General features: G+C 58.4%; 19 protein-coding genes, 2 tRNA genes and 3 rRNA genes. 6 read left to right on the plus strand and 18 right to left on the minus strand.

Annotated elements, in window-relative coordinates; all coding sequences use genetic code 11:
• Window positions 1–229: 229 nt before the first annotated feature.
• The 10 genes from OPV09_RS00810 to OPV09_RS00855 form a co-directional block, all read right to left on the minus strand.
• Window positions 230–928 (minus strand): GntR family transcriptional regulator, encoded by a 699-nt coding sequence (locus OPV09_RS00810; protein WP_338680176.1) that lies wholly within the window; start codon window positions 926–928, stop codon window positions 230–232.
• Window positions 929–954: 26 nt separating this feature from the next.
• On the minus strand, window positions 955–1,683 hold the full coding sequence (locus tag OPV09_RS00815) for an amino acid ABC transporter ATP-binding protein (protein ID WP_034756885.1): 729 nt from the start codon (window positions 1,681–1,683) through the stop codon (window positions 955–957).
• Complete coding sequence (locus OPV09_RS00820; protein WP_034756882.1) at window positions 1,670–2,320, minus strand: amino acid ABC transporter permease; 651 nt, start codon at window positions 2,318–2,320, stop codon at window positions 1,670–1,672. Before OPV09_RS00820 ends, OPV09_RS00815 begins: the two co-directional genes overlap by 14 nt.
• Window positions 2,317–2,985 (minus strand): amino acid ABC transporter permease, encoded by a 669-nt coding sequence (locus OPV09_RS00825; RefSeq protein ID WP_034756880.1) that lies wholly within the window; start codon window positions 2,983–2,985, stop codon window positions 2,317–2,319. The genes OPV09_RS00820 and OPV09_RS00825 overlap by 4 nt, the downstream gene beginning before the upstream one ends.
• Before the next feature lie 15 nt (window positions 2,986–3,000).
• Window positions 3,001–3,789 (minus strand): transporter substrate-binding domain-containing protein, encoded by a 789-nt coding sequence (locus OPV09_RS00830; protein ID WP_034756878.1) that lies wholly within the window; start codon window positions 3,787–3,789, stop codon window positions 3,001–3,003.
• 249 nt (window positions 3,790–4,038) lie between these two features.
• Window positions 4,039–4,151: ribosomal RNA gene (gene rrf / locus OPV09_RS00835) — 5S ribosomal RNA — on the minus strand.
• Between the two features lie 138 nt (window positions 4,152–4,289).
• Window positions 4,290–7,165: ribosomal RNA gene (locus tag OPV09_RS00840) — 23S ribosomal RNA — on the minus strand.
• Window positions 7,166–7,414: 249 nt separating this feature from the next.
• Window positions 7,415–7,490 (minus strand) — tRNA-Ala (locus OPV09_RS00845).
• A 12-nt stretch (window positions 7,491–7,502) separates the two neighbouring features.
• A tRNA-Ile gene (locus OPV09_RS00850) sits at window positions 7,503–7,579 on the minus strand.
• A 100-nt stretch (window positions 7,580–7,679) separates the two neighbouring features.
• Window positions 7,680–9,210: ribosomal RNA gene (locus tag OPV09_RS00855) — 16S ribosomal RNA — on the minus strand.
• The 16S, 23S and 5S rRNA genes sit together here with 2 tRNA genes alongside, the layout of an rRNA operon.
• Before the next feature lie 483 nt (window positions 9,211–9,693).
• Here OPV09_RS00855 and OPV09_RS00860 point away from each other — a divergent pair.
• Window positions 9,694–11,073 (plus strand): sodium-dependent transporter, encoded by a 1,380-nt coding sequence (locus OPV09_RS00860; RefSeq protein WP_338680179.1) that lies wholly within the window; start codon window positions 9,694–9,696, stop codon window positions 11,071–11,073.
• Here OPV09_RS00860 and OPV09_RS00865 read toward each other — a convergent pair whose 3' ends face one another.
• The 7 genes from OPV09_RS00865 to OPV09_RS00895 all read right to left on the minus strand — a co-directional run bounded on the left by OPV09_RS00865 (window position 11,074) and on the right by OPV09_RS00895 (window position 18,535).
• Complete coding sequence (locus OPV09_RS00865) at window positions 11,074–11,688, minus strand: M15 family metallopeptidase (RefSeq protein WP_338680180.1); 615 nt, start codon at window positions 11,686–11,688, stop codon at window positions 11,074–11,076.
• A complete protein-coding gene (locus OPV09_RS00870) occupies window positions 11,688–12,590 on the minus strand; it encodes a LysR family transcriptional regulator (RefSeq protein WP_034752410.1) in 903 nt (300 codons plus the stop codon). Before OPV09_RS00870 ends, OPV09_RS00865 begins: the two co-directional genes overlap by 1 nt.
• Window positions 12,591–12,673: 83 nt before the next feature.
• A complete protein-coding gene (locus OPV09_RS00875; protein ID WP_034752412.1) occupies window positions 12,674–13,474 on the minus strand; it encodes an N-acetylmuramoyl-L-alanine amidase in 801 nt (266 codons plus the stop codon).
• Window positions 13,471–14,421, minus strand: a complete 951-nt coding sequence (locus OPV09_RS00880) for an N-acetylglucosamine kinase (protein WP_319991903.1) — start codon at window positions 14,419–14,421, stop codon at window positions 13,471–13,473. The genes OPV09_RS00875 and OPV09_RS00880 overlap by 4 nt, the downstream gene beginning before the upstream one ends.
• A 123-nt stretch (window positions 14,422–14,544) precedes the next feature.
• Complete coding sequence (locus OPV09_RS00885; RefSeq protein ID WP_338680183.1) at window positions 14,545–16,206, minus strand: glycoside hydrolase family 10 protein; 1,662 nt, start codon at window positions 16,204–16,206, stop codon at window positions 14,545–14,547.
• 91 nt (window positions 16,207–16,297) lie between these two features.
• Window positions 16,298–17,608, minus strand: a complete 1,311-nt coding sequence (locus tag OPV09_RS00890; protein WP_051991305.1) for an MFS transporter — start codon at window positions 17,606–17,608, stop codon at window positions 16,298–16,300.
• 45 nt (window positions 17,609–17,653) lie between these two features.
• On the minus strand, window positions 17,654–18,535 hold the full coding sequence (locus tag OPV09_RS00895; protein ID WP_034752419.1) for an N-acetylmuramic acid 6-phosphate etherase: 882 nt from the start codon (window positions 18,533–18,535) through the stop codon (window positions 17,654–17,656).
• A 187-nt stretch (window positions 18,536–18,722) separates the two neighbouring features.
• Here OPV09_RS00895 and OPV09_RS00900 point away from each other — a divergent pair, with 187 nt between their 5' ends.
• A complete protein-coding gene (locus tag OPV09_RS00900) occupies window positions 18,723–19,781 on the plus strand; it encodes a helix-turn-helix transcriptional regulator (RefSeq protein ID WP_338680184.1) in 1,059 nt (352 codons plus the stop codon).
• Window positions 19,782–19,909: 128 nt separating this feature from the next.
• Window positions 19,910–21,055 (plus strand): nuclear transport factor 2 family protein, encoded by a 1,146-nt coding sequence (locus OPV09_RS00905; RefSeq protein WP_081368330.1) that lies wholly within the window; start codon window positions 19,910–19,912, stop codon window positions 21,053–21,055.
• A gap of 2 nt (window positions 21,056–21,057) precedes the next feature.
• On the opposite strand, the gene OPV09_RS00910 is transcribed toward OPV09_RS00905, so the two are convergent.
• Window positions 21,058–21,798 (minus strand): GntR family transcriptional regulator, encoded by a 741-nt coding sequence (locus tag OPV09_RS00910; protein WP_034752424.1) that lies wholly within the window; start codon window positions 21,796–21,798, stop codon window positions 21,058–21,060.
• Between the two features lie 226 nt (window positions 21,799–22,024).
• On the opposite strand from OPV09_RS00910, the gene OPV09_RS00915 reads away from it, so the two are divergent.
• The 3 genes from OPV09_RS00915 (at window position 22,025) to OPV09_RS00925 (ending at window position 25,255) form a co-directional block, all read left to right on the plus strand.
• On the plus strand, window positions 22,025–23,353 hold the full coding sequence (locus OPV09_RS00915) for a serine hydrolase (protein ID WP_338680185.1): 1,329 nt from the start codon (window positions 22,025–22,027) through the stop codon (window positions 23,351–23,353).
• Between the two features lie 81 nt (window positions 23,354–23,434).
• The gene (locus OPV09_RS00920; protein WP_080698598.1) at window positions 23,435–24,721 is read left to right on the plus strand and encodes a D-amino acid dehydrogenase; all 1,287 of its coding nucleotides are present in this window, start codon (window positions 23,435–23,437) and stop codon (window positions 24,719–24,721) included.
• 81 nt (window positions 24,722–24,802) lie between these two features.
• Window positions 24,803–25,255, plus strand: a complete 453-nt coding sequence (locus tag OPV09_RS00925) for a YchJ family protein (RefSeq protein ID WP_034752429.1) — start codon at window positions 24,803–24,805, stop codon at window positions 25,253–25,255.
• Window positions 25,256–25,277: the final 22 nt, after the last annotated feature.

A 25,277-nucleotide genomic window follows, 5' to 3' on the forward strand; every position in this document is an offset into this window, starting at 1 on the left:
TGTATTCGGTACTGCTTTCGCGCTATCGACAAAGCGTTGTGTTTGTCAGCTGCGAAGAAGGAAGAGTATGAAGCATTTCGCTACGTCCGTCAACTCCTTCTTTTTACTACCCAGCCTTTTCAGACTGTCCCTTTTATCTCGCATTTGACTGCGTCTCATTGGGGAGGCGAACTATAGCAAAGCCCCGCCAGTCTTGGCAAGGGCTTTCAATCGCTATCCGTGTTTTTGTTCAGGCGGCCAGCAGGGCTTTGACCAGGTTTTTCTTGTCGACAGACTCCGGGGCATCAACATGCAGCGCCTTGAGCACCTGGTCGAGATGATGCAACATGATGCCGACTGCAGCGTCGGCATTGCCAGCCTTGGCCGCCTCGATGAACAGCGCATGCTCATCCGATGAGCAACTGGCGTCTTCGCTGGACTGCTGGTGCATGGCGATCAGCGAGGTCCGCGCCGTCAGTTTGCGCAAGATTTCCTTCAACACCAGATTACCAACGATATCGGCCAGCAGGATGTGAAAGTCACCCAGCAACCTGGCGCGCAGCGGCAGATCGTTTTGTGCCAGGGCCTGGCGTTCCAGCGCAAGGTGCGCATCGATGCGGCGATAATCGTCGGCCTTGGCGATGGTCACGAAATCACGCGCCAGACAGGCCTCGAGCGTGCGGCGCACGGCAAAGATTTCGCGCGCCTCGCGTTCACTGAGCTTGCACACACAAGCGCCCTTTTCCGGAATGATCTCGATGAGCTCATCCTTCGACAGCATCAGCAAGGCCGCACAGATCTTGGTACGACTGACCGAATACACGCGGGCCAGGGCCTCTTCCTTGAGCTTGGTGCCAGAGGGCAAGCGGCGTTCGATAATCGCCGCCGCAATATCCGCAGCGATCTCCTCGCACGAGTTGGTAACAGCTGGTGTAGTGGGGTCAAGCATGCGGGATCTGGCTTTGGCAAAAACGATCAGGAAACCGAACTGATGAAACTGGCCAGCTCCGGCGTTGACGGCGCGGCAAACAGCGTCTTCGGATCACCCTGCTCATGGATTTTTCCCTGGTGCATGAACACCAATTGATCGCCCACCTCACGTGCGAAGCGCATTTCATGCGTGACCATGATCAAGGTCATGCCATCTTCGGCCAGCTTGCGCACCACGGCCAGCACTTCGTTCACCAGTTCCGGGTCGAGCGCCGAGGTGATTTCATCGCACAACAGTATTTTCGGCTGCATCGCCAGCGCCCGGGCGATTGCCACACGCTGCTGCTGGCCGCCCGACAGCTGGTCTGGAAACGACTGAAAGCGATCGGCAAGGCCGACTTTTGCCAGCGCATCGCGCGCAAGCGCCTCTGCTTGCTGCTTGCCGATTTTTTTGACCACCGTCGGCGCCAGCATCACATTCTGTCCGGCCGTCAGATGCGGATACAGATTGAACTGCTGAAACACCATGCCGACTTTCAGGCGCAACTGGCGCAAATCGGTCTGGCCGACGGCGACCCTCACGCCATCGACGTCGAGCGAGCCTTCGTCGAAACTTTCGAGTCCATTGATCGAGCGCAGCAAGGTACTCTTGCCCGAACCACTGCGTCCGATCACTGCCGTCACTTGGCCTTCCTTGACGCGCAAGTCGATGCCCTTGAGGACATGATGCGTACCAAAGCGCTTGTGCAATCCATTGATGCTAACGAGAGACATTGATTTTCCTTTCCAGGCGGCGGGCATACAGCGAAAGCGGGAAACACAGGCAAAAATACATCAGGGCGATCAGGCCATACACGGTGAAGGGCGCAAACGTGGCGTTGCTGATCATCGAGCCGGCCTTGGTCAGCTCGACAAAACCAATAATGGACGTGACCGCCGTCGCTTTCACGACCTGCACGGAAAATCCGACCGTCGGTGCAACGGCGATGCGCAACGCCTGCGGCAAGATCACGTGGCGCATCTGTTCTATATATGTCATTGCCGTGCTGGCAGACGCTTCCCACTGACCGCGCGGAATCGCCTCGACGCAACCGCGCCAGATTTCCGCCAGGTAGGCGCTGGTAAACAAGGTCAGGGCCACGCTGGCGGCCAGCCAGGGCGACACTTGCATGCCGGTCAGCGACAGGCCAAAGAACAGCAGGAACAATTGCATCAGCAGCGGCGTGCCCTGGAACAGCTCGATGTACATGACAGCAAACTTGCGCAGCAGCCGCGCGCTCGAGGTGCGCATCATCAGGATGGCGATACCGACCAGGCCACCGCAAACAAAGGCGATCAAGGACAGCAAGACCGTCCAGCGCCCCGCCAGCAGCAAGTTGCGAATGATGTCCCACAGGGAAAAATCGCTCATGTGGCTCTGCTTGCCAGCACGTAGCGGCCAAACAGGCCCAACGCGCGGCGCACGCCGACCGCCAGCAAAAAGTACATGATGGTGACGACGAAATACACTTCGAAGGAGCGGAAGTTACGCGAGGTAATGAAGCCGGCGCCAAAAGTCAGCTCTTCGGCCGAAATTTGCGAACACACGGACGATCCCAGCATCACGATCACGATCTGGCTCGACAAGGCTGGCCACATCTTGAGCAAGGCCTGGCGCAGGATCACGCAGCGAAAAATCTGGAAGCGCGACATCGCCAGCGCCGAAGCGGCCTCGATATGGCCTTTCGGCACAGACTCTACGCCGGCGCGGATGATCTCGGTGCTATAGGCGCCCAGGTTGAGCACCATCGCAATCGTTGCCGCCTGCCACTCGCTCAAATGAATGCCGAGGCTGGGCAAGCCAAAGAAAACAAAAAATAGCTGCACGATGAACGGCGTGTTGCGGATCAGCTCCACATACACGGTGTAGACCGGGAACAGCACGGGCAGTTTCCAGGCACGCGAGATGGCGCCAAGAATACCGATGGCGACACCGAGCACGGTGCCAACGAGTGTCAAACGCAAGGTGCCGATCACGCCGTTGTACAGGTACTCGCGGTATTCCCAGATACTGCTGAAATCAAAAGTGTATGCCATGGTGCGCTTGACCCGTTACAGCAGGGCGGTGACAGGACGCGTTGTTTTCAGCCATTTCTGGGCGATGGTATTGAGGCTGCCGTCTTCTTTCGACTTGGCCAGGATGGTATTGATTTGCGCCAGTAACTTCGGTTCGCTTTTATTGATGCCGACGTAGCATGGAGAATTTTTGATAAAGAATTTGAATTCGAGTTTTTTGGCAGGCTGTTTTTCGACAATTGCGCCAGCCACCACGTTGCCAGTGGCAATCAAGGGCACCTGGCCGGACAGGAAAGCAGAAATGGTCGCGTTATTATCTTCAAAACGCTTGATGGTGGTATTGGCCGGCGCAATCTTGCTCAGTTCAAGATCTTCCACGGCGCCGCGGGTGACGCCCACGGTTTTACCTGCCAGTTGCTCGGCCTTGCTGATCGTCTGATCCGCACCACCGAATACGCCGCTGAAGAACGGCGCATACGCTGCGCTGAAATCGATGACTTTTTCACGCTCCGGGTTTTTACCGAGACTGGAAATAACCAGGTCGACTTTTTTGGTATTGAGGTAAGGAATGCGATTGGCGCTGGTCACAGGCACCAATTCCAGCTTGACGCCAAGGCCTTTGGCCAGCATTGCGGCCACGTCAATGTCGTAGCCAACGGGTTTCATGTCAGGGCCGACCGATCCGAAAGGCGGGAAATCCTGGGGCACGGCCACGCGCAAGACCTTGGCCTTGAGAATATCGTCGAGCGCCTCGGCATGGGTCAGCGGTGCGGCAAGTACGGTGGCGGACAAGATCAGCGACAACAGGATCGAACGACGGTTCATGGACAACTCCTCAAGGTGGGATGGAGCGTGCTATCCCGTGATGAACAGCGCGCCATAATCCTTGAGCAGTTTCCGTGCCTGCATACAAAGCCTGCATACGATCTGCAAAGCTCCCATTTCTGCATAGTTTTTGAGCAGTGCCTGACTTTCTGCACCACACCATGCACGAATCGGGTGCGCCCAACAAACCACCAGACGAAAAAAACCCGCCAATTGCTTGACGGGTTTTTCTCTTACTGCGTATAACAAGCCTGACGATAACCTACTTTCACACTGGTTGCAGCACTATCATCGGCGCAAAGTTGTTTCACGGTCCTGTTCGGGATGGGAAGGGGTGGGACCAACTTGCTATGGTCATCAGGCATAACTTGTACTGGCATTTGTCCTCGATGGAGCGACAAAGCCTGAATCTGGAAGAAGCAAAGATTGGGGTAATGACTGGTAGTATCAACACACACGCAACGTTGTACCGTCTTATCCTCTGTACCTGCTAAGGTTATAGGGACAAGCCGTACGGGCAATTAGTACTGGTTAGCTTAATGCATTACTGCACTTCCACACCCAGCCTATCAACGTCCTGGTCTCGAACGACCCTTCAAAGAGCTCAAGGCTCTGGGAAATCTCATCTCAAGGCAAGTTTCCCGCTTAGATGCTTTCAGCGGTTATCTCTTCCGAACTTAGCTACCCGGCAATGCCACTGGCGTGACAACCGGTACACCAGAGGTTCGTCCACTCCGGTCCTCTCGTACTAGGAGCAGCCCCCTTCAAATTTCCAACGCCCACGGCAGATAGGGACCAAACTGTCTCACGACGTTTTAAACCCAGCTCACGTACCACTTTAAATGGCGAACAGCCATACCCTTGGGACCGGCTACAGCCCCAGGATGTGATGAGCCGACATCGAGGTGCCAAACTCCCCCGTCGATATGAACTCTTGGGAGGAATCAGCCTGTTATCCCCAGAGTACCTTTTATCCGTTGAGCGATGGCCCTTCCATACAGAACCACCGGATCACTATGTCCTACTTTCGTACCTGCTCGACTTGTCAGTCTCGCAGTTAAGCACGCTTATGCCATTGCACTATCAACACGATGTCCGACCGTATCTAGCGTACCTTCGAACTCCTCCGTTACACTTTAGGAGGAGACCGCCCCAGTCAAACTGCCTACCATGCACTGTCCCCGATCCGGATAACGGACCAAGGTTAGAACCTCAAACAAACCAGGGTGGTATTTCAAGGTTGGCTCCACGAGAACTAGCGTCCCCGCTTCAAAGCCTCCCACCTATCCTACACAGATTGGTTCAAAGTCCAATGCAAAGCTACAGTAAAGGTTCATGGGGTCTTTCCGTCTAGCCGCGGGTAGATTGCATCATCACAAACATTTCAACTTCGCTGAGTCTCGGGAGGAGACAGTGTGGCCATCGTTACGCCATTCGTGCAGGTCGGAACTTACCCGACAAGGAATTTCGCTACCTTAGGACCGTTATAGTTACGGCCGCCGTTTACTGGGACTTCAATCAAGAGCTTGCACCCCATCATTTAATCTTCCAGCACCGGGCAGGCGTCACACCCTATACGTCCACTTTCGTGTTTGCAGAGTGCTGTGTTTTTATTAAACAGTCGCAGCCACCAGTTTATTGCAACCCTTTCACCCTCATGGAGTAAACCAATCAAGCTACCGGGGCGTACCTTTTCCCGAAGTTACGGTACCAATTTGCCGAGTTCCTTCTCCCGAGTTCTCTCAAGCGCCTTAGAATACTCATCTCGCCCACCTGTGTCGGTTTGCGGTACGGTCTCGTATGACTGAAGCTTAGAGGCTTTTCTTGGAACCACTTCCGATTGCTTCGTGAACAAGTTCACTCGTCCCATCCCCTTGAATCCTGCGCCCGGATTTGCCTAAGCGCCTTCTATGAGACAGAAACCAACTATTCCAACAGTTGGACAACCTTCCGCGATCCGTCCCCCCATCGCATCATACGACGGTGCAGGAATATTAACCTGCTTCCCATCAGCTACGCATCTCTGCCTCGCCTTAGGGGCCGACTCACCCTGCTCCGATGAACGTTGAACAGGAAACCTTGGGCTTACGGCGTGGAGGCTTTTCACCCCCATTATCGCTACTCATGTCAGCATTCGCACTTCTGATACCTCCAGCATCCTTTACAAGACACCTTCGCAGGCTTACAGAACGCTCTCCTACCATATCTATTGCTAGATATCCGCAGCTTCGGTGACTGGCTTAGCCCCGTTACATCTTCCGCGCAGGACGACTCGATCAGTGAGCTATTACGCTTTCTTTAAATGATGGCTGCTTCTAAGCCAACATCCTGACTGTTTTAGCCTTCCCACTTCGTTTTCCACTTAGCCAATCTTTGGGACCTTAGCTGGCGGTCTGGGTTGTTTCCCTCTTGACGCCGGACGTTAGCACCCGACGTCTGTCTCCCAAGCTCGCACTCATCGGTATTCGGAGTTTGCAATGGTTTGGTAAGTCGCAATGACCCCCTAGCCATAACAGTGCTCTACCCCCGATGGTGATACTTGAGGCACTACCTAAATAGTTTTCGGAGAGAACCAGCTATTTCCAAGTTTGTTTAGCCTTTCACCCCTACCCACAGCTCATCCCCTAATTTTTCAACATTAGTGGGTTCGGACCTCCAGGGCGTGTTACCGCACCTTCATCCTGGCCATGAGTAGATCACTTGGTTTCGGGTCTACACCCAGCGACTGATCGCCCTATTCGGACTCGATTTCTCTACGGCTTCCCTATGCGGTTAACCTTGCCACTGAATGTAAGTCGCTGACCCATTATACAAAAGGTACGCAGTCACGGAACAAGTCCGCTCCTACTGTTTGTATGCACACGGTTTCAGGATCTATTTCACTCCCCTTCCGGGGTTCTTTTCGCCTTTCCCTCACGGTACTGGTTCACTATCGGTCGATTACGAGTATTTAGCCTTGGAGGATGGTCCCCCCATATTCAGACAGGATGTCACGTGTCCCGCCCTACTTGTCGTACGCTTAGTACCACCGGTCCGATTTCACATACGGGGCTATCACCCACTATGGCTCCTATTTCCAGAGGATTCTGTTATCGGTCCGACTATCACGTACAGGCTCTTCCCATTTCGCTCGCCGCTACTTTGGGAATCTCGGTTGATTTCTTTTCCTGCAGCTACTTAGATGTTTCAGTTCGCCGCGTTCGCCTTGCATACCTATGTATTCAGTATGCAATACCCTAAAAGGGTGGGTTGCCCCATTCGGAAATCTGCGGATCAAAGTGTGTTTGCTCACTCCCCGCAGCTTATCGCAAGCTACTACGTCCTTCATCGCCTGTAATCGCCAAGGCATCCACCATGTGCACTTATTCGCTTGTCCCTATAACGTTAGCCTCTGAAGACCGAAGTCATCAAAGAGCGCTACAGGGATAAGAAAGTACAACGTTGTTGCTTGTTTGTTGATACATACAATCATTACCCATCGGTTCGCTTTTTACGGCAAACCGATCAATAAATAATCTTTACTTCTTCCAGATTGTTAAAGAACGAAACAGCTTTGATCGCTAAAAGATCAAATCTAAACCGGGTCTGTTTGACTGGCTTACATTTGCACTTTCGAGTAAAACTTTGGTGGAGGATGACGGGATCGAACCGACGACCCCCTGCTTGCAAAGCAGGTGCTCTCCCAGCTGAGCTAATCCCCCGGGAATTTGTACTGGTAGGGCTGGTTGGACTCGAACCAACGACCCCCGCGTTATCAACACGGTGCTCTAACCAGCTGAGCTACAGCCCCAACGCGGAACTACTACGACTACTGTTTCTTCTTCATTTAACAGCCGATAAGTGTGAACATTTGATGCGTGAATCATTTACATGATTCGTGCAAACTCTAGAAAGGAGGTGATCCAGCCGCACCTTCCGATACGGCTACCTTGTTACGACTTCACCCCAGTCACGAATCCTACCGTGGTAAGCGCCCTCCTTGCGGTTAAGCTACCTACTTCTGGTAAAACCCGCTCCCATGGTGTGACGGGCGGTGTGTACAAGACCCGGGAACGTATTCACCGCGACATGCTGATCCGCGATTACTAGCGATTCCAACTTCATGCAGTCGAGTTGCAGACTACAATCCGGACTACGATACACTTTCTGCGATTAGCTCCCCCTCGCGGGTTGGCGGCGCTCTGTATGTACCATTGTATGACGTGTGAAGCCCTACCCATAAGGGCCATGAGGACTTGACGTCATCCCCACCTTCCTCCGGTTTGTCACCGGCAGTCTCATTAGAGTGCCCTTTCGTAGCAACTAATGACAAGGGTTGCGCTCGTTGCGGGACTTAACCCAACATCTCACGACACGAGCTGACGACAGCCATGCAGCACCTGTGTACTGGTTCTCTTTCGAGCACTCCCCAATCTCTCGGGGATTCCAGCCATGTCAAGGGTAGGTAAGGTTTTTCGCGTTGCATCGAATTAATCCACATCATCCACCGCTTGTGCGGGTCCCCGTCAATTCCTTTGAGTTTTAATCTTGCGACCGTACTCCCCAGGCGGTCTACTTCACGCGTTAGCTGCGTTACCAAGTCAATTAAGACCCGACAACTAGTAGACATCGTTTAGGGCGTGGACTACCAGGGTATCTAATCCTGTTTGCTCCCCACGCTTTCGTGCATGAGCGTCAATCTTGACCCAGGGGGCTGCCTTCGCCATCGGTGTTCCTCCACATATCTACGCATTTCACTGCTACACGTGGAATTCTACCCCCCTCTGCCAGATTCTAGCCTTGCAGTCTCCAATGCAATTCCCAGGTTGAGCCCGGGGATTTCACATCAGACTTACAAAACCGCCTGCGCACGCTTTACGCCCAGTAATTCCGATTAACGCTTGCACCCTACGTATTACCGCGGCTGCTGGCACGTAGTTAGCCGGTGCTTATTCTTCAGGTACCGTCATTAGCAAGAGATATTAGCTCTCACCGTTTCTTCCCTGACAAAAGAGCTTTACAACCCGAAGGCCTTCTTCACTCACGCGGCATTGCTGGATCAGGCTTTCGCCCATTGTCCAAAATTCCCCACTGCTGCCTCCCGTAGGAGTCTGGACCGTGTCTCAGTTCCAGTGTGGCTGGTCGTCCTCTCAGACCAGCTACTGATCGATGCCTTGGTAGGCTTTTACCCTACCAACTAGCTAATCAGATATCGGCCGCTCCACGAGCATGAGGTCTTGCGATCCCCCACTTTCATCCTTAGATCGTATGCGGTATTAGCGTAACTTTCGCTACGTTATCCCCCACTCTAGGGTACGTTCCGATATATTACTCACCCGTTCGCCACTCGCCACCAGAGCAAGCTCCGTGCTGCCGTTCGACTTGCATGTGTAAGGCATGCCGCCAGCGTTCAATCTGAGCCAGGATCAAACTCTTCAGTTTAATCTCTGTTACTTTGCCGTTTTACCGGCACCGTCATTGCTGACGGGTCGCTCACTCAAAAAACTGACAGGCTACTTCCGAAGAAGTATCCTATTTCATTATTTCTTGTGAACATTTGATATTTTAAGTTAGACGCCAATCCGAAGATTGACGCTGCACTTACATCAAATGCCCACACTTATCGACTGTTAATTGTTAAAGAAGTGTATTCGGTACTGCTTTCGCGCTATCGACAAAGCGTTGTGTTTGTCAGCTGCGAAGAAGGAAGAGTATGAAGCATTTCGCTAAATCCGTCAACTCCTTCTTTACTACTCATCGCCGTTTCCGGTGATCCTCAACTGCCGCAGTGACTGCGTCTCATTGGGGAGGCGAACTATAGCAAAGCGCCCCGGGAGTAGCAAGGCTTTTCCCGGGTATTTGCGGCCAACTGCTACAATTTCGCCCCCTCAGCGCAAATTCGCGTCCCACCATAGAAGATTCACCATGAAACAACAAGCTCAAGGATCAGGCCTGACCCTGAAACGGGCTGGCTTTACCACTGGCTTCGGCGTACTCGCCGCCACCCTCGGTTCCGCAGTCGGTCTCGGCAACATCTGGAAGTTCCCCTATCTGACAGGCGCCAATGGCGGCGCCGGCTTCCTGCTCATCTATCTGCTCGCTACCTTATTAGTGGGACTGCCTGTGATGATCGCGGAAATCACCCTCGGACGCCGGGCCAAGGTCAATCCCATCTCGACCATGGAGCAGTTGGCACCGAAGGGCAAGCCCTGGTGGCTGGTCGGCGTCATCGGCATGATCGCCGCCTTCCTGATCGTCGCGTTCTATTCGGAAGTGGTGGGCTGGGTGTTCGCCTATATTGCCAAGGCCATCGATGGCTCCATTCTCAGCAGCGACAAACTGGTGACGGAAGCGGCCTTCGCCTCCCTGATCAGCAATCCTCTGCAATCGCTGTTGTGGCAATGGGGCGTGCTGCTGTTTATCGGCGGCATCTTGATGCTGGGCGTGACCAAGGGCATCGAAGCGATCGCCAAGAAACTCATGCCGCTGCTGTTCCTGCTGCTGCTCCTGCTCTGCGCGGTCAGCCTGTCGCTCGATAAGGCGGGCGAAGGCCTGGCATTCCTGTTCCGTCCTGATTTTTCCAAGCTGACAGCTTCCGTCGTGCTGACAGCCATGGGCCTGGCCTTCTTTAAATTGTCTGTCGGCATGGGCACGATGATGACCTACGGCAGCTATTTCCGCGACGACCAGAATATCCCCGTCACGACCTTGCGCGTGATGGCGGCCGACCTCGGTGTATCGATGCTGGCCGGCATCGCCATCTTCCCCGCCGTGTTCACGTTCGGTTTCGCGCCCAGCGCGGGACCGTCGCTGGTATTCATCACCATCCCGGCCGTGTTTTCGCAGATTCCCATGGGACAAGTGCTGATGGTGGTGTTCTTTATCCTCGCCGCCGTCGCCGCCACGGGCGCGATGCTGTCGCTGATGGAAGTGCCCGTGGTGATTTTCCATGAACGCTTCGGCTGGACACGCACCAAGGCAACGGTCGTGACCATGCTGCTGCTGGCCGTGCTCGGTTCCGTGTGCGCGCTGAGTAACAGCACCCTGGCGGACTTCAAGCTGTTTGATTTGAATATGTTTGATCTGTTCGACTTCGTCTCATCGAATATCTTCTTGCCCGTGGGCGGCATCGCGATTGCCTTGTTTACAGGCTGGGCCTGGGGCAAGCAGCATTTCATCGATGCGATCAGCAATCACGGCCAGTTGCAGAACAGACAACTGGCACATGTGCTGCTGTTCCTGCTGCGCTTTATCTCGCCCGTGCTGATCCTGATCGTGATGCTGAAGGGTTTGAAAGTCTTTTAATCAGAGTACCCGGGTGTAGGTCTGGCGCACCAGCACCCGGTCGCCGCAATCGAAATGCCACCATTCGCTGTTGATGCCAAAGAAGCCCGCCTGGAACATGGCGTCGCGCAACAATCGGCGATTGTCCACTTGCTGCTCCGTAATTTCTCCCCTTTCCCGCATCACCAGCTCCAGCGCTGGATGCGAGCGCTCACTCAGGTCATCAAAACCCGTGCCCATGTCCAGTTCCTGCCCATCCGGGCCGACGATGGTGATGTCGAGCGCCATGCCGAACGAGTGGATCGAGCCACGCGATGGCTCGGCGATGTAGCCGAGCAACTCCGTTCCCTGCAGCGCATCCCATAGTTGCTGCTGCACCCGTTGCGGACGCAGGGCGTCGAGTACCAATAAATGATGATCGGGCCGCCGCTCGGCCAGCCACGCCACGGCTTTCTCCAGCGCCACTGCCGCATCGCGGTGCAGCCAGGCGCAATCGATGGGGCTGTATAAGTCGCGGCCGACAAAATTGTCGGGCGTGGCATAGCGCAAATCGACGGCGATGCCGGCGATGCTGCTCAGATGACGAAATTGCAGATCGCTGCCGACCGCTTCCAATTGCAAACTTGCAACAGACATCAGACTCCTCTTTCCAGGCAATTGCGCGCCGCCACGCCGATGCTGTCGGCCAGGCGCCGCGCGCCATGCGACAGCGGCGAATGGCTCGCCGTCAATAAATACAGTTGGATCGGTATCGTGGGCGCCCAGGGACGGCGCTGCAGCCGCTCGGGCGAGCCGGACGCGGCCGTAAACGGATCGACCACGGCCATGCCGGCGCCCGCTTCCACCAGCGAACGGGCGATTTGATAAGTTTGCACTACGGTGGAAAACACGGGGTGGATATCCTGCGCCTCGCAGGCGGCGATCACCAATTCGCCTAGCGGATCGTTGTCCGTATGGCCGATCAGCTCGCCGTTCAGGCCATGCGCCGTCAACGGGGTGCCGCAATCGGCCGCGCGCCAGGTGCCGGCCGGCGCGATCACCGTCATGACGCCCTGCGCGATCGGTTCGGCCACGATGCCCGGATGGCGCGGGTCTTGCAGCGACACGGCCAGGTCCGCTTCACCGAGGCGCAAGGTATTGACGATCTCTCCCGTGTGGTGGGTAGCCAGCTGGCAACGCGTGTGGGGAAAGTCGCGTCGCCATTCCGTCATGGCAAACGGCAAGACGCTGATGGCAATCGTCGGCGTGGAGACCAGGCGGATGGTTTCCACCGCATGCCCCTTCAGGCTGGCCGCCAGGCGGCGGATGCCCAATAAATCGCGGTTGAGCTTTTCCGTCTCGACAAACAGGCGGTGCGCCTCGGGTTTCGGGTACAGCTTGCCCCGCACGCGCTCGAACAGCGGCATGCCCAGTTGCAACTCGCAATGCTGCAAGACCTTGGTCACGGCCGGCTGCGAGATATGCAGCACCTGGGCGGCGCCGCTGATGGTGCCAACTTGCATGATCGCGTGAAACACTTCGATATGACGCAGCCGCATGAGCTATTCCTTTACCTTGCCGTGGCCGCCTGGGCCGTCAACGTTCAGCATATAAGAAAAAGTCATGGGCTGGAACGGCTATGCTACTTTGCAACAACAGCCGGGGCCGGCGTCGTCAGCACTTCCAGCAGGGCCGCCGTTTCGCCATCGGGCGTGCCATCGAACAAGGTGTTGCGGTATTTCATCTGGAAGGCGATCAGCACATTGCGCGTCGCTTCGTCGAAGACGCCCGTGTTCGGCGTCGCATAGCCGTGCTGGGCCAGCTTTTTCTGGAACCAGACGGCGTCCGGTACTTGCTGCTCAAAAATGAGGCGCTGCGCGGCAACACGGTTCGCATCGGGCCAGACGATCAGGCCCGCATCGGCCAGCTGGCGCCATGGGAACAACGGACCCGGGTCCTGCTTGCGCTGCGGGGCGATCTCGTTATGGCCGAGGATATTTTCAGGCGCGATGTTGTAGCGGGCCTGGATATCTTTCAGCAGTGGAATCAGCTCATCGATCTGTGCCTGGGGAAACGGATACCAGAGGCGGCCTTCCGGCGTGTCCTTGTAGCCAGGGTTGACGATCTCGATACCGATCGAGCTGACATTCAACTGTGTATAAGTCTTCCAGTTACTCACACCCGCGTGATTGGCCTGGCGCGATTCGTCGACCAGCACGTAAAACTTCGGCTTGTCCGTGTCCGTCAGCAAATAATGGCTGCTGACCACTTGTTCCGTCAGGATCTTGATCGAACGGGGCAGGTCGCTGACCGTGTAATGGATGACGATGAATTTCACGCGCGGGCTCTGGCTGCGCGCGTTCAAGCTATGGTCGAGGTGCGGCGCGGGCGTGGTACAGGCGGAGAGCAGGGCCACCAGCAGGGCGAGGGCGATTTTTTTCATGAAAGATCCGTGTTCGGGTTAATAAAATGTTCAGTATTGGCCTGTGTATTGACCGCCGCCTTGACGGCTATCCTGGCCGCCGCGTCATGTGGACGGGCAACTTTCTGTTCCATCGTCAACGATACAGGCAAAGCGGCGCGCATGGCTGACGCGATGGCCGGGTGCAACTGCGCCGCGCGGCCGGCCAGCACCACGGGACGCGGACCATGGCGCGATACCAGTGCCATGGCCAGGCGCGCCAGTTCCTGTCCCGCGCGCTGCAAGATGTCCAGCGCCAACGGGTCGGCATCGGCACTGGCGGCCACGGCCAGCGCCAGCCGGCCGATGGCGCCCCGGTCCTGGCCATACATGAAGGCGCGCGACAATGACCAGTCGCTGCCGCCCAGTTGCGCAAACACGGCCTCGGCCATGGGAGACCTTTGCCAGCTGCCGGGTGCCTCGTCTTCTCGGCGCCAGATGTGGCGCAAAGCTTCGCGCGCGATCCAGTAACCGCCGCCGCCATCGTCGAGCAGCACGCCGCGCCCGCCCGCGCGGTGAAACACGCCCTCCGCATCGATCCAGGCCGCAATCGAGCCCGTGCCAGCGTAGACCAGATAGCCTTCGCCTGGTTCAAAACTGTCGCGATAGGCGATATCGATATCGTTGCCCAAGCGGACGTCGACGGCGTCCAGCGCCAGCAACTCCGCCAGCATGTGCGCCAGCGTCACATCGTCGCCGCCAAAGCCCGTCAGGCCAGCCACCACGGCGCGCGGCTGGCCAATGGCCAGCACAGCCTGAGACAGTTTCGCAAACGTGGCGTGCACGGCTGCGCGGCCCGCTTCGCTGCTCATTTGCAAGGCAGACAAGCCTTCCACGGCCCCGTCCGCCACGATGGCGCCATCCGCGCCGGCCAAAGCCCAGCGCGTTTGCGTGCCGCCCGCGTCGATGCCCAGCCCGAGTACGGCCATGTCAGTATTGATTGCAGGGAAGGAAATCATGGCATGAGTGTAAAGCCAAGCGGAGCTTGCAGGCATGAAAGCTTGCGCATGTTTCATGCCTGCAGGTTATGGATTGCCGGTAAACCGGCAAAATTACTTGGCGACGACCGTAAACGGTGCGCGCACGGTGACGCGGGGGCTTTCATTGCCGAGGCGGTCCACGGCGCTGACCACCACCGCATTGACTTTACCAATGGCATCGTCGACCAGGGTCAGTTCGCCTTGCACGCCCGTGACCACGGTAAAGCGCCAGTCTTCGCCGTAGCGGGCCCAGACCGCGTACTGCGCCACGGGTTTGCCCCCGCCCGCCGTCAATTTGACGTTCAGGCTGGTGGAATCGCGGCGCAAGGCCAGCACGGGCGTACCCGGTGCTTCCTTGCCCAGCCATGGCGTGGCGGGAATCAGGGCAGGGCTTTGATACACGCTCGCCTTGAGTTGCTCGCTAACACCCTTGCGGTTCTGCATCAGGGGCACCATGCTGAAATGCACTTGTCCATTCGCGCCGGGGCGCGTGCGCGTCACTTCGATTTGCTTGATGATCTCTTGCGGCGTGAAGGACTTGGCGGAATTGTCGATACGGCTCGTGTACAGGCCAGGCCAAACATGGCGGCCATACGGGTTTTGCGCCAGCCAATAGTCGAGCAGCACGCCAAACGCTTGCGGCGCCTGCGCCACGGGCCAGTACAGCTGCGGCGACAGATAATCGAGCCAGCCCTTGGCCAGCCACAATTCCGCATCCGCATACAATTTATCGTACTGGCTGAAGCCGACGATGCCGGCAGGGCGGCGGTCCGGACGGCCGATGCCGAACGGGCTGATGCCAAAGCGCACCCAGCTCTTTTCGCGGTGGATGCCTGTATACAGAGCCTCGATCAGCTGGTTGACGTTCTGGCGGCGCCAGGAAGCGCGGTCCAGCTGGCCGCCGGCCAGCAGATATTGCTGCCAGGAAGGCTCATCGGGAAACGGCAGTTCACGCTTGGCGCCGCCATTGCCCGCGTCCAGCGCGGCTGTTTCGGCCCCCGCACCGGCGCCAGGCGCGTCGATCGGGTACGGGTAAAAGTAATCGTCGATGTGCACGCCATCGATATCGTAGCGGCGCACCACGTCGAGCACCACGTCCGTCGTGTGCTTGGAGGCGGCGGCGTCGCCCGGATCCATCCACAGGTAGCGGCCGTATTGCTTGACGGATGCCGGGTTGGTGGAAGCGAAACTGTCGCGCGCCAGCGGCGACTTGGCCGTCGCGTGACGGGCCCGGTATGGATTGAACCAGGCATGCAATTCCAGGCCGCGCGCATGCGCCTGGGCCACCCAGAAGGCCAGCGGGTCATACAGGGGCAATGGCGGCTGGCCTTGCTTGCCGGTCAGGTATTCCGACCACGGCTCCAGCTGCGACGGGTAAATCGTGTCGGCGCTAGGGCGCACTTGCAGCACAATCGCGTTCAGATTCAGGGACTTGGCACGGTCGAGAATGGCCAGCGCTTCCGCTTGCTGCTTGGCGACCGGTAAATTGCTGCGGCTGGGCCAGTCGATATTGGCCACCGTCGAGACCCAGGCGGCGCGGAATTCGCGCGGCGCCGGCGGCGGCACTTCACCCGTGATGTGCTGCACGGGCGGCACGGCCGGCAAACCCGCTTCGCCCGGCGTCGCTGCGGAGGGGATCCTGGTGCTGGTACAGCTGCTGAGCAATGTGGCGGTGGCCAGCGCGGCCAATACGCCGGCGCTGGCGCCCAGGCGTTTTTTAAAAGTAGACAACAAAACAATTCCTTGCAGTGGTGAAGCGCAGGTCTATCGGTGCGGGCATTTTACTGTGCGCCCGCCATCCATGCGGGCGCACGGTTCAAAAGAATCAGGCCTCGGCCTTCTTGCCGAATTCGGGATCGATCTTGACCAGCGCGGCCATGATGAAAGCAGGAATGGTAGCGATGCAGACCCAGATAAAGAAGTGCTGGTAGCCAAGCATTTGCTGGATCCAGCCGCTGGCCATGCCCGGCAACATCATGCCCAGGGCCATGAAACCCGTGCAGATCGCGTAATGGGCCGTTTTATGCGCGCCATCGGAGACCATGATCATGTACAACATATAGGATGCGAAACCGAAGCCATAGCCGAATTGCTCCAACGCAATACCACCAGCGATCACATAGATGCTGCTGGGCAAGGCGCTGGCCAGATAGACAAACACCAGGTCCGGCAGGTGGACGGACAACACCATGATCCACAGGCAGCGTTTCAAGCCGAAGCGGGAAATGATGAATCCGCCCAGCAAGCCGCCCAGGGTCAGGGCGATCACGCCGATGGTGCCGTAGACGAGGCCCACCTGTTCCGTGCTGAGGCCCAGGCCGCCCTTGGCGACAGGGTCGAGCAGGAAGGGCGCGGCCAGCTTGAGCAGTTGCGCTTCGCCGAGGCGGAACAGCAGCAAAAAGCCCAGGATGACGACAATGTCCTTTTTCTTGAAGAAGGAAGCAAAGGTGGCGATGAACTCCTGCAAGGGAGAAACACCGGCGCCCTGGATGCTGGGGCGGTCGTCCTTCGGTTTCGGCAAGACAAAATAGTGGTACAGGAAGAGGGCGATGAACAGGCCCGCCAAAATCGCAAACACGACGGACCAGGCCAGCTGCACATTGCCCGTCGCATGCGTCAAATAGCCGGCCAGATACACGAGGCCGCCCTGGCCGGCGATCATCGCCAGGCGGTAAAACGTGCTGCGCACGCCGACAAAGGCCGCCTGCTGGTGCTCTTCCAGGCCCAGCATATAAAAGCCATCAGCGGCGATGTCATGCGTGGCGGAACTGAAAGCCATCAGCCAGAAGATGGCCAGGCTGATCTGGAAGAAGTGCGGCAAGGAGGTCGTCAGGGCCACCAGCGCCAGCGCGGCGCCGATCACCAGCTGCAAGCCGACGATCCAGAAGCGCTTGGTGCGGTACATATCGATGAAGGGCGACCACAGCGGCTTGATGACCCACGGCAAGTACAACCAACTCGTATACAGCGCGATATCGGTATTACTGAAACCGTAGTTCTTGTACATGATCACGGACAAGGTCATGACCACTACATAGGGAATGCCCTGGCCGAAATACAGGGAAGGGATCCACAGCCACGGCTTATTTGACGGCTTATTTGCGCGCGCTGCGGCGGTTTGTTTCACTAGCTCCATACATCCTTCTTTGTCTCCCAGACAGAAGAATGCCGTGCCATCGGATCACGCCGCCAGTGCCGCCCGCACACTGCCGTTCGCGCCGGCCAACAATGCCTGTGCCTGGTTTGTGTTGATTTTTTTGATCAAGGCAACAATCGCCACCTTGACGTGATAGTGGCATTGCTCCAGCACGGTTCTGGCCTGCACTTCGCTGGCGCCGGTGGCGTGCATGGTCAGACGCACCGCCCGCCAGATCAGTTTGGCGTTGGTCGGCTTCAAGTCTACCATCAAGTTTCCGTAAGTTTTATGCAAACCGACCATCAGGGCGCTGGAAATCGTGTTCAAGGTGATTTTTTGCGCCGTACCCGCTTTCAGGCGCGTGCTGCCGGATATGACTTCCGTACCCGTGTCGAGCACGATGCCGCATTGCGCCTCGTGCGCCACGGGGGCATCCACATTGTTGGCGATGCCTATCGTCAAGGCGCCCGCCTGGCGCGCGGCCAGCAAGGCGCCCAGCACATACGGCGTGGCGCCGGAAGCGGCCAGCAAGATCACCACGTCGTTGACGTGCGGCTGCAGGGCCAGCAAGTCAGCCTCGCCTTGCTGCAAATCGTCTTCCGCGCCTTCCACAGCCGTAAACATGGCGCCCGCGCCGCCGGCCAGGATGGCGACGGCACGCTCGGGCGGCCAGGAAAACGTGGGATTGAGTTCAACGCTGTCGAGCACGCCCAGGCGGCCGGACGTGCCCGCACCCACGTACAGCAGCCGTCCACCGGCCGCGATGCGGGGCAGGGCGGCCGTGATGGCGGCGGCGATGTCGGGCGACGCCAGCCGTACGGCCTCGACGGCCCAGAACTGGTCATCGACCAGCGCCGCCACCAGTTGCTCCACCGGATAGAGGTCCAGATCCGGATGCCGCCGGCTCGGGGTTTCAGTTTTCAACATGATTTTAGAACATGGTTGAAGGTGAAACCAGTTTAATACCAACGAGCAATATCAGCCATGAAAGGTTGGCGGGCGGGCATAACGGGAGTTTATGGCTGGTGCAGGAACGTGGGGGTACTACTTGTACTTCGATACGGTTCCGTTTGTGTCTATACTTGGGTTCGACGCCAACATCAACGACATCCCCATGATCGCTCGCCAATTGCTGTTCCTGTTTAGCGCCCTTGGCGCCATCAACGGCATTTTTCTGGCCGTCTATTTTTTCAGCCGCCGGCCTCGCTGCCTCGCCGACTGCCTGCTCGGCGCATTGCTGCTGGCCGTCGGGGTGCGCACCGCCAAATCCGCCTTCCTCTTCTTCAACCCGGCGATCGCACTCGAATTCCGCCAACTGGGTCTGTCGGCCTGCCTGCTGATCGGTCCCTTGACCTATCTTTATGTACGCGCTTTTCTGGCCGGGCTCGGACAATTGCCTGCTGGACAACAATGGCGATGGCATCTCGGCTTGTCCTTCCTGCTCATTGGCATTGGCGTTGCCTTTCCGTATGCCGCGTATCGTTCTGTGTGGAACCTGTCGAGTCATGCCATTCATGTGTTCTGGCTAGGCTACCTGCTGGCGGCCGCCCGGCTGTTCTGGCAAAGCCGCCGGACATGGTTGAACGACGGACAACGGATGGCGACCAGCAACGTGCTCCTGCTGAGCGTCTTTGCAGGCAGCTGTGTCATGCTGGCGGCGTACGCGAGCACGCCGTTCACGTCCTATATCGTCGGTGCCTTGTCGTTCACCTTCTCGCTGCATGTCGCGGTCATGGTTTTTCTGCTGAGAAAAGAAACCTCGACGCCTGCCGAGCCAAAACAGAAGTACCAGCATAGCCGCCTGACGCACGACGATGCGCTTGCCGTGCTCGCTGCACTGGAACAACAGATGAGCGGGCAGAAATCCTATCTGAATCCGAATCTGACCCTGGCCCAACTGGCCAAGCGGGCCGGATGCACGCAGGCGCAGGTGTCGCAGGTACTCAATGACAAGCTGGGCAAGAGTTTCAACACCTACGTCAACGAATACCGTATCGCTGAAGCGAAACAGGTATTGACGGGCGAGCCGCAACTGAACATGGATACCGTTGCCGAGCGCTGCGGGTTCAATTCCAGTTCCACCTTCTACTCGACCTTCAAGAAAGTGGCTGGGCAGACTCCCGCCAGCTTCCGGGCCCAATCCAGCCAGGCCGTCCCGGCCGTTTCCGCGTAAAACCGCTCCGGAATCGCCATTCCGGAGTCTGACATCCTGTTTGGCGACATCCATTCCCCCTGCACTTCGCTAAATTATCGACCACCAGCGATCTGAAATAGTCGTTGCTCCGATAAACGAAATTCTTCATGCAGGGTAAAACCATGATCCAGTTTTTAGTGCGAACCGTACTCGCCTGTTGCCTGCTTGGCATCACCGCCGTCAGCACCGCCGCCACCGCGGACCAGGACGAACATGCCATCCAGGAAACCGTGCGCTTGTATCTGCATGGCACCAGCTTCAATGTGCAGGGCGAGATCAACCAGGCCTTCCATGCCAGCGCCCGCCTTTACCTGGACGGCAAAGACGATGCGGAATGGGAGTTGAGCGGTCCGGAATACGCCAAACTCTTTAGCGATGAGAAAAAAGGGCAATTCAATGGGCGCCACGGGCGGCTGATCAATGTAGAGGTGAACGGCAAGGTGGCCACGGCCAAGGCCGAGATCCACATTCCCCGACAAGGGGTCCGCTATGTGGATGTCTTCCTTTTGAAAAAGATCGCCGGCAACTGGAAGATCGTCAGCAAGTCGGCCCATCGCGAGCCAGCCGCGCGCCATGCGCGCAAGGTGCTGCTCGTCGTGTCGAACGTGCATCAATATCCCGGCACAAAAGTTAACGCAGGCAATAATTTCCCCGAGCTTGCCTATACCTATGATGCCTTTCGCAAAGCGGGGTACGCGGTCGACTTCGTCAGTCCCGAAGGTGGCGCCGTTCCGTTGGAAATGATCGTCACGTCGGACGCGCTGCTCAAGAAGTATCTGTACAACAGTGATTTCATGTGGGCACTGGCCCATACCAAACCCGTCGCCGACGTCAAGGCAGACGAGTATGCGGGCATGGCTTTCGTCGGCGGCGGCGCGGCCATCGTCGGCATCCCGGACAACAAGCCGCTGCAGGACATCGCCTTGCGTATCTACGAACAGCAAGGCGGGGTGATCGCGGCCATCTGCCATGGCACCGAGGGCATCAAGAACCTGAAGCTCAGCGACGGTACTTTCCTCATCCAGGGCAAGGTGCTCACCTCGTTCCCCGATGCGTTTCTCAACAAGGAATCGCCGATCTACAAGGCCTATCCCTTTTCGGCGGAAGGCAGCATCAAGCGCCAGGGCGGCATTTTCAGGCACGGCGCCAGCGGACAGAGCCACGTCGAGGTCGATGGCCGACTGGTGACCGGCATGAGCTGGGAGTCGTCCGTCGGCGTGGCGGAATCCATGATCCGCCTGTTCGAGCAATAAGTTTACGGCGCGCGGCGCATTTCCGCCACGAAATCGTAATGGTCGCTGCGGCAATACGAATGCGTGAGTTCCACCGCTTCACCCGTCTCCAGGTAGGCAATGCGCGTGATGAACAGCACGGCCTGGCCATCGGGGATGCCCAGTTGCTTGGCCAGCACGTCCGTCGCATTCATGGCGCGGATGTGCTGCAAGGCGCGCACGGGGGCCTTCTTGATGCTGCTCAAGTATTCATACAGCGAGTCGCCCATGGCGTCCGGGTCCGGCACCACGCTGAACGGCAACACGCTCACTTCATACGCCATCACCACGTCGTCGGCCAGGCGCAAGCGCTCCAGGCGCGCCACCTTCGTGTTCTGCGCCAGGCCCAGGCTCAGCTGTTCATCGCTGCTGGCAATGACGACTTCGCGCTTGAGCCAGCGCGAACCGGGGCGGTAGCCGCGCTGCTGCAGCTGTTCGGAAAAGCTCGACAGGTTCGACAGCGGCTGCTCGATGCGCGGGGCAATATAGTTGCCCGAACCACGGCGGCGCACGACGAGGCCTTGCTCGACGAGCTGGTCGATGGCCTTGCGGGCGGTCACGCGCGATACGTCAAGCAGTTCGGACAGGGTACGTTCGGATGGCAGGGCCTGGTCTACCTGGTAGCGGCCGTTGCGTACGTCATCGCTCAGCTTGCGGGCGATCTGCATATATAAAGGCGAATTGTCATTTAAATCGACCTTGAGTTCTACGCTGGTCTGGCTCATACAGTTCTCCTTGTCCTCCTAGTGTAATAGCGATGGCGCTTGTGCGTGGCCCGTCCACCCATGAATAAATGGAAAATGGCCATAAATAACGGTTATACACTTAAAAAAACAATGTTTTACCGTACGTATAGCTTTGCATTATAGATAAATAAGCAATTTTCATTGGCGTCGTGAAGCATCCCGCCCTATGCTGGCGATGCCTCCACTACGCCGTGAACAGGGAAACATGCACAATAAAATGACGGGTTTGCTGGGCTTGCTGCTGCTGGGCACGACCTGGAGCGCACTGGCCGCCCCGCCCGGTGGCGGCAACGACCAGCAGCGCGCGCTCGATGCCACGCTATCGGCCATCGTCGATGATCCGCTCCACCCGCTGGCCAGCCTGTCCGTGCTGGCCATACGCCACGGCAAGGTGTCGTATGAGCAACAATTTGGCTACCGGCACATCGGGGCCACGCCGGCGGACAGCTTGCCCGTGACGCCGGCCACCCTGTTCCGCATCGCCTCGGTTTCGAAGATGATGACCACACTGGGGTTGATGCGGCTGGTCGAGCAGGGCAAGTTGAGCCTGGACCAGGACGTGGGCATCTATCTGGGCTTTTCCCTGCGCAACCCACATTTCCCCCAGCAAGCGCTGACCTTGCGCAGCCTGCTCAGCCACACCTCCTCGCTGCGCGACGCGGGCGGCTATTCCTGGGGGCCGGAACGCAGCCTGCGCGACGTGTTTACGGCCGGCGGCGATACGATGTGGGATGCGACCGCCGCGCCGGGCCGCTATTTTACGTACGCCAACCTGAATTGGGGCGTGATCGGCACCGTGATGGAAAAAGTCACGGGAGAGCGCTTCGATCTGCTGATGCGGCGCTTGCTGCTCGATCCCCTCGACGTGCGCGGCGGCTATCACCCGGCGGCATTTTCGGCGCAAGACGTGGCGAACACGGCCACGCTGTACCGCAAGCGCACGCTCGAGACAGAAGTGTGGCAGCCGCAAGGCCCGTGGATCGCGCAAGCCGACGATTTTTACCAGCGTCCACCGACTGCCCTGGCCAGCTATGTGATCGGCAGCAATGCCACCGTCTTCAGTCCCACGGGCGGCTTGCGCATTTCCGCCGCAGGACTGGGCAAGGTCATGCAGATGCTGCTCGACGGCGGCCGCTATCAACATCAGCAACTGTTGCAGCCGGCCAGCATCGCCCTGATGTTTGGCCGCCAATGGCAGCTGGCGCCCGATGGCGGCAATGGCGACAGCGAGCGGGGCCTGTACCGCGCCTGGGGCCTGGGCAACCAGCAGTTCGATGCGGTGGCGGGGCAGGGCAACCATCTGGTCGAGGGCGCCAGCTTCACGGCCGTGGGCCACCTGGGCGACGCGTATGGCCTCGTCTCCGCCTTCGTGCTCGATTTCCAGAAAAAAAACGGCATGGTGATGCTGGTGGGCGGCACGGGCAGCGATCCCGAACAGTACCCTGGCACGTATTCCGCCATGGGGCGCAGCGAGGAACGGATACTCACCACCCTATACCGTGGTGCGATGGACAACAATCCATCCTTGCATTGAAATGGTGCATTCCTGAAAGTTATGGCTGCACCATGATGTTTCATTGGCTGCGTTGGCGGCCAGCCTCTAAGCTCTTCCCGAATGCTCCCGCACCATGGGAGCGCAACGCAGCGAGGCAACATGCAGCAACAAGTCATCATCATCGGCGGCGGCGTCGTCGGTCTGACATCGGCCTGGTGGCTGGCCGAGGCCGGCTACAAGGTCACCTTATTGGAGCGCAATGAACAGGTGGCGATCGCCGCCAGCTACCGCAATGGCGGCCAGCTCAGCTATCGCTATGTGGCACCGCTGGCGGACGCGGGCGTGCCCTTCAAGGCCCTGCAATGGCTGCTGCAGAAAGACGGTCCGCTGCGCTTCCGTCCCGAGGCCGACTGGCGCCAATGGCGCTGGTTGGCCAGCTTCCTGCGCAATTGCAACAGCGCCAGCAATGCCCGCACGACGGCCAAGCTGCTGCAACTGGGAGAATGGAGCCGCGCCGGCATGGCCCATCTGGAATTGACCGTGCCGCCGGAAGCGTATGCGCGGCGCGATGCGGGTAAACTCATCGTCTACCGCTCGCCCGCCATCTTCCAGCGTGCCGTGGCGCGGCCCGAATCGGAAGAGGCGCGCATCGTCTTGTCGCCGCTGGAAGCCGTGCAGCGCGAACCGGCGCTGGCCGCCTTGCAGGGTTCCCTGGCGGGCGGCATCTTTACGCAGGGCGAAGCGGTGGCCGATTGCCACGCCTTTTGCCTGGCGCTGGAAACGCGCCTGCTGCAGCACCCGAATTGTTCGCTCTTGTTAAAAGGCGAGGCGCGCCGCCTCGTCACGCACAAGGGCAGGATCACGGGCGTCGACACCAGCCTGGGCTTGCTGCAGGCGGATCACTATGTGCTGGCGGCCGGCATCCAGAGCCGCGACCTGGCCGCCACGGCAGGCATTTACCTGCCCCTGTACCCGCTGAAGGGCTACAGCCTGACGGCGCCCATCCGCGCCCAGCACCGTGCGCCCGAGATCAGCATCACGGATTTCGAACGCAAGGTGCTGTATGCGCGCATCGGTGGCGACCTGCGCGTGGCCGCCATGGTCGATATGGTGGGCGCCGACAACAGTATCGACTGGGGCCGCATCGCCGGTCTGACGCGGCTGGCGCGCGAAGCCATGCCGCACGGCGCCGATTACGATCAGGCCACGGCCTGGGCCGGCCTGCGCCCCGCCACGCCGAACAGCGCGCCGCTGGTGGGCGCCAGCAAAGTGGCGAACTTGTGGCTGAACGTGGGCCATGGCCCGCTGGGCTTTACCTTTGCCGCCGGCACGGCGCGCATCCTGGCCGACCTGATGGCCGGCAAGGCGCCGCCGTTCGCGCTGGACTTCCTCGCGCCTCAAAAATAGGCGGACTGGCGGCAGCGGCGACCGGCGCCGCCGTTATGGCGGATAATTGCGGAACTTTTCAGTTCCCCTATTTGCCAGCGCATGCCCACACCCTCGACATCTGCCGCCTGCCCCTGTGGCGGCGCCTCCTACGCCAGCTGCTGCGGCCCGTATATCGCGGGCGACGTCTTGCCGCCCACGGCCGAAATCCTGATGCGTTCGCGCTACACGGCGTTTACCTTGCGCGACGAGCCATATCTGCTTGCCACCTGGCATGCCAGCACCCGTCCCACCGACGCTTTATTTGCCGAAGAAGAAAAAGTCCACTGGCTGGGACTTGAGGTAAAATCTGCTTTACGTTTACGTCAACGTAAAGCAGAATCAGACGATCAAACCGAAGAGATACACCGCGACACTGTCGAATTCGTGGCCCGCTACAAGGTCAACGGCCGCGCGCACCGCCTGCATGAAGTGAGCCGCTTCGTGCGCGAGGCGGACAAGAGCGGTGATGGCGCCCTGCGCTGGTTTTATCTCGACGGCAGTTTTCCCGAATAGCGCGACCCGAGAGACCGGGCGA

It is taken from the genome of Janthinobacterium sp. TB1-E2 (genome assembly GCF_036885605.1).
GTDB classification, from domain to species: domain Bacteria; phylum Pseudomonadota; class Gammaproteobacteria; order Burkholderiales; family Burkholderiaceae_D; genus Janthinobacterium; species Janthinobacterium aestuarii.